6 protein-coding genes and 2 pseudogenes are annotated in these 4,882 nt (G+C 74.1%); 4 read left to right on the forward strand and 4 right to left on the reverse strand.

What is annotated here, in order from left to right; translation table 11 throughout:
- Positions 1-28 precede the first annotated feature (28 nt).
- Positions 29-988, forward strand: coding sequence for a DMT family transporter (locus tag HUX53_RS08590; protein WP_255205054.1), 960 nt, complete (start codon positions 29-31; stop codon positions 986-988).
- Between the two features lie 11 nt (positions 989-999).
- Here HUX53_RS08590 and HUX53_RS08595 read toward each other — a convergent pair whose 3' ends face one another.
- Positions 1,000-1,431: a thioesterase family protein gene (locus tag HUX53_RS08595; protein ID WP_176402628.1), complete on the reverse strand. Its 432-nt coding sequence runs from the start codon at positions 1,429-1,431 to the stop codon at positions 1,000-1,002.
- Between the two features lie 150 nt (positions 1,432-1,581).
- On the opposite strand from HUX53_RS08595, the gene HUX53_RS08600 reads away from it, so the two are divergent.
- On the forward strand, positions 1,582-1,956 hold the full coding sequence (locus tag HUX53_RS08600) for a nuclear transport factor 2 family protein (RefSeq protein WP_176402629.1): 375 nt from the start codon (positions 1,582-1,584) through the stop codon (positions 1,954-1,956).
- Positions 1,957-1,978: 22 nt separating this feature from the next.
- Here HUX53_RS08600 and HUX53_RS08605 read toward each other — a convergent pair.
- Positions 1,979-2,383 (reverse strand): annotated as a pseudogene (locus HUX53_RS08605) (RNA polymerase subunit sigma-24); the annotation flags it as partial.
- On the opposite strand from HUX53_RS08605, the pseudogene HUX53_RS08610 reads away from it, so the two are divergent.
- Positions 2,382-2,786 (forward strand): annotated as a pseudogene (locus HUX53_RS08610) (RNA polymerase subunit sigma-24); the annotation flags it as partial. The pseudogenes HUX53_RS08605 and HUX53_RS08610 overlap by 2 nt on opposite strands.
- 22 nt (positions 2,787-2,808) lie before the next feature.
- Here the strand turns inward: HUX53_RS08610 and HUX53_RS08615 are convergent.
- Positions 2,809-3,183, reverse strand: coding sequence for a nuclear transport factor 2 family protein (locus HUX53_RS08615; RefSeq protein ID WP_176402629.1), 375 nt, complete (start codon positions 3,181-3,183; stop codon positions 2,809-2,811).
- A gap of 150 nt (positions 3,184-3,333) precedes the next feature.
- Between HUX53_RS08615 and HUX53_RS08620 the strand changes: the two genes are divergently transcribed.
- A complete protein-coding gene (locus HUX53_RS08620) occupies positions 3,334-3,765 on the forward strand; it encodes a thioesterase family protein (protein WP_176402628.1) in 432 nt (143 codons plus the stop codon).
- 11 nt (positions 3,766-3,776) lie between these two features.
- Here HUX53_RS08620 and HUX53_RS08625 read toward each other — a convergent pair whose 3' ends face one another.
- A complete protein-coding gene (locus tag HUX53_RS08625; protein ID WP_309237121.1) occupies positions 3,777-4,760 on the reverse strand; it encodes a DMT family transporter in 984 nt (327 codons plus the stop codon).
- Positions 4,761-4,882 lie beyond the last annotated feature (122 nt).

Below are 4,882 nucleotides of genomic sequence, written 5' to 3' on the forward strand. Positions count from 1 at the left end.
AGATGTGTAGAAGGGACAGGGGACGGGCCTGGCCCTGGCGCTGGTGTCGTCGGTGTGCTTCGGCGCGTCCGGGCCGTTCGGCAAGGCGCTCATAGAGGCCGGGCTCGGCCCGCTGCAGGCGGTGTGGCTGCGGATCGCGGTCGCCGCGCTGGTCCTGGTCCCGGTCGCCGCGATCCTGCGGGGACGGGCGGTGCTGCGCGGGCTGCGGCCCCACGCGCGCCCGCTGATCGTGTACGGGCTGACCGGCGTCGCGGGCTGCCAGGCGTGCTACTTCGTGGCGGCGTCCCGGTTGCCGGTGGGGGTGGCGATCCTGCTGGAGTTCAGCGGGCCCGTCATCGTGCTGGGGTGGCTGCGGCTGGTGCGCCGCGTCCCCGTGCACCGCACCGCCGCCGCGGGCGTCGCGATCGCCATGGCCGGGCTGGCGCTGGTCGTGCAGGTGTGGACGGGCCTGTCCCTGGACCCGCTCGGCCTGGCCGCCGGGCTCGGCGCCGCCGCGTGCCAGGCCAGTTACTTCCTGATCGTGGACCGGCTCACCGGCCGCGTCGACCCGCTGGCCATCACCTCCGCCGGCAGCGTCGTCGGCGCCGCCGCGCTCACCGTCCCCGCCGTGCCGTGGGCGCTGCCGTGGGACGTGCTGCCCGCCGACGTCCCCTTCGCCGGGACCACCGCGCCCGGCTGGTTCCTGGTCGCCTGGATCGGAATCGTCAGCACCGTCATCGCCTACCTGACCGGCGTCGCGGGCCTGCAGCGGCTGTCGGCGCAGGTCGGCGGCGCGATCTGCTACACCGAGGCGGTCGCTGCCGCGCTCATCGCCTGGGCCGTGCTCGGCGAGCGCCTCACCCCGGTGCAGATGGCCGGCGGCGCAGTCGTGCTGACCGGTGCCTACATCGCCCAGCGCGCCGCCGCCGGGCCCGCCGGCGGTCAGGCGTCCCCGGCGCGGAAGCGACGGGCGCCCAGCACCACCGCGACCGGGGCTGCGCCCGGGTGATGGCGGGCCGGCTACGCGCCGGGGGTCCGTCCCGTGCCGTCCAGGTGGGGCTCCAGCACCGAGCGGATCTGCGCCGGCATCTCCCGCTTGGCCTTGGACGCCGGGTCGATGAACACGTGCCGCACCTCCCCGTCGGCGATCAGCCGCTCGCCCACCCGGAACTCCGGCCGCACGATCATGCTCGTGGTGCCCAGGTGCGCCACCGGCATCGACACATCCAGCAGTTCGTCGAACCGCGCGCCCTCCCGGTAGCGGATCCGCGCCTCGGCCACCACCAGGTCGTAGCCGCCCTCCACCATCTCCCCGTAGTCGCCGATCAGCGCCCGCCACATCTCCGTCAGCGCCACGTCGTAGAAGAACAGGTAGTGGCCGTTGAACACCACGCCCTGCTGGTCGCACTCGCTGTACCGCACCCGCAGCCGATGCGTGAACATCTCACCCATGCCCGGCATCCTGCCTCAATTCGCACAGCGGCCTCCGCCCGGGGGCACTCCCATAAGTAGAGCTTCTGGAACCCAGAACATCTATCTCTTGGACTTCTGACTTACCGGCGACCACCATGGGAGATGGGAACAGGAACACACGGAGGAACCATGACGCACTACGAGAAGGCCATGCGGCCCGAGGACATCACGCGGCTGTTCGTCGAACGCTCCAACGCCGGCGACGCCGACGGCGTCGCCGCCCTCTACGAGCCCGGCGCCGTCATGGCCTACCCGCCCGGCTCCCAGACCGCCGGACGCGACGCGATCCGCGAACTGTGGGCGAAGGTGCTGGCCGCCCGCCCCCGCTTCGAGCCGGAGGAGCCGCTGCCGACCCTGATCAGCGGCGACCTCGCGCTCACCTCCACCCCGCCCAGGGACGGCGCCGGAGCCCGCGCCCAGGTCGTCCGCCGCCAGCCCGACGGCAGCTGGCTCCGCGTCCTGGACCAGCCCGAGTTCACCCCGCCGTCCGGCCAGGACGGGTAGCCGGCCGGACGCGCCCCCGGGCTCAGCGGAGGGCGGCGAGCTTGCGCTCCAGCACCGCCCGCTCGCGCTCGTTGCCGCACAGCCGCGCGGCGCGCTCCAGCTCGGCGCGCGCCTCGCCGGTGCGTCCCAGGCGGGTGAGCAGCTCCCCGCGGACGGTCGGCAGCAGATGCGAGCCCGCCAGCGCACCCGCGCCGGCCAGCCCGTCCACGATCGGCAGCGCCGCCGCCGTGCCCCGCGCCATCGACACCGCCACCGCCCGGTTCAACTCCACCACCGGGGACGGCGCCAGCCGCCCGAGCGCCTCGTAGAGGACCACGATCCGGTCCCAGTCGGTCGCGGCGGCCGACGGGGCGGCCGCATGGCACTCGGCGATCGCCGCCTGCAGCCCGTAGGCGCCCAGCCCCCGCCCCGCCTTCCCCGCGCGGGCCCGCGCGGGGAAGGCGGGGCGGGGGCTGGGCGCCTACGGGCTGCAGGCGGCGATCGCCGAGTGCCATGCGGCCGCCCCGTCGGCCGCCGCGACCGACTGGGACCGGATCGTGGTCCTCTACGAGGCGCTCGGGCGGCTGGCGCCGTCCCCGGTGGTGGAGTTGAACCGGGCGGTGGCGGTGTCGATGGCGCGGGGCACGGCGGCGGCGCTGCCGATCGTGGACGGGCTGGCCGGCGCGGGTGCGCTGGCGGGCTCGCATCTGCTGCCGACCGTCCGCGGGGAGCTGCTCACCCGCCTGGGACGCACCGGCGAGGCGCGCGCCGAGCTGGAGCGCGCCGCGCGGCTGTGCGGCAACGAGCGCGAGCGGGCGGTGCTGGAGCGCAAGCTCGCCGCCCTCCGCTGAGCCCGGGGGCGCGTCCGGCCGGCTACCCGTCCTGGCCGGACGGCGGGGTGAACTCGGGCTGGTCCAGGACGCGGAGCCAGCTGCCGTCGGGCTGGCGGCGGACGACCTGGGCGCGGGCTCCGGCGCCGTCCCTGGGCGGGGTGGAGGTGAGCGCGAGGTCGCCGCTGATCAGGGTCGGCAGCGGCTCCTCCGGCTCGAAGCGGGGGCGGGCGGCCAGCACCTTCGCCCACAGTTCGCGGATCGCGTCGCGTCCGGCGGTCTGGGAGCCGGGCGGGTAGGCCATGACGGCGCCGGGCTCGTAGAGGGCGGCGACGCCGTCGGCGTCGCCGGCGTTGGAGCGTTCGACGAACAGCCGCGTGATGTCCTCGGGCCGCATGGCCTTCTCGTAGTGCGTCATGGTTCCTCCGTGTGTTCCTGTTCCCATCTCCCATGGTGGTCGCCGGTAAGTCAGAAGTCCAAGAGATAGATGTTCTGGGTTCCAGAAGCTCTACTTATGGGAGTGCCCCCGGGCGGAGGCCGCTGTGCGAATTGAGGCAGGATGCCGGGCATGGGTGAGATGTTCACGCATCGGCTGCGGGTGCGGTACAGCGAGTGCGACCAGCAGGGCGTGGTGTTCAACGGCCACTACCTGTTCTTCTACGACGTGGCGCTGACGGAGATGTGGCGGGCGCTGATCGGCGACTACGGGGAGATGGTGGAGGGCGGCTACGACCTGGTGGTGGCCGAGGCGCGGATCCGCTACCGGGAGGGCGCGCGGTTCGACGAACTGCTGGATGTGTCGATGCCGGTGGCGCACCTGGGCACCACGAGCATGATCGTGCGGCCGGAGTTCCGGGTGGGCGAGCGGCTGATCGCCGACGGGGAGGTGCGGCACGTGTTCATCGACCCGGCGTCCAAGGCCAAGCGGGAGATGCCGGCGCAGATCCGCTCGGTGCTGGAGCCCCACCTGGACGGCACGGGACGGACCCCCGGCGCGTAGCCGGCCCGCCATCACCCGGGCGCAGCCCCGGTCGCGGTGGTGCTGGGCGCCCGTCGCTTCCGCGCCGGGGACGCCTGACCGCCGGCGGGCCCGGCGGCGGCGCGCTGGGCGATGTAGGCACCGGTCAGCACGACTGCGCCGCCGGCCATCTGCACCGGGGTGAGGCGCTCGCCGAGCACGGCCCAGGCGATGAGCGCGGCAGCGACCGCCTCGGTGTAGCAGATCGCGCCGCCGACCTGCGCCGACAGCCGCTGCAGGCCCGCGACGCCGGTCAGGTAGGCGATGACGGTGCTGACGATTCCGATCCAGGCGACCAGGAACCAGCCGGGCGCGGTGGTCCCGGCGAAGGGGACGTCGGCGGGCAGCACGTCCCACGGCAGCGCCCACGGCACGGCGGGGACGGTGAGCGCGGCGGCGCCGACGACGCTGCCGGCGGAGGTGATGGCCAGCGGGTCGACGCGGCCGGTGAGCCGGTCCACGATCAGGAAGTAACTGGCCTGGCACGCGGCGGCGCCGAGCCCGGCGGCCAGGCCGAGCGGGTCCAGGGACAGGCCCGTCCACACCTGCACGACCAGCGCCAGCCCGGCCATGGCGATCGCGACGCCCGCGGCGGCGGTGCGGTGCACGGGGACGCGGCGCACCAGCCGCAGCCACCCCAGCACGATGACGGGCCCGCTGAACTCCAGCAGGATCGCCACCCCCACCGGCAACCGGGACGCCGCCACGAAGTAGCACGCCTGGCAGCCCGCGACGCCGGTCAGCCCGTACACGATCAGCGGGCGCGCGTGGGGCCGCAGCCCGCGCAGCACCGCCCGTCCCCGCAGGATCGCGGCGACCGGGACCAGGACCAGCGCGGCGACCGCGATCCGCAGCCACACCGCCTGCAGCGGGCCGAGCCCGGCCTCTATGAGCGCCTTGCCGAACGGCCCGGACGCGCCGAAGCACACCGACGACACCAGCGCCAGGGCCAGGCCCGTCCCCTGTCCCCTATTCACATCTGACGCTGCCCAACAAGAGGGTAGTGGTAGACTCAGGGGGTCCCGCATCTCTAGAAAAAAAAAAAACCAAGACAGCGAGCCCAGACAGACACTCAACACAAAACATGACCAGCGTCAAG

Source organism: Actinomadura sp. BRA 177 (assembly GCF_013372625.1).
Taxonomy (GTDB): domain Bacteria; phylum Actinomycetota; class Actinomycetes; order Streptosporangiales; family Streptosporangiaceae; genus Spirillospora.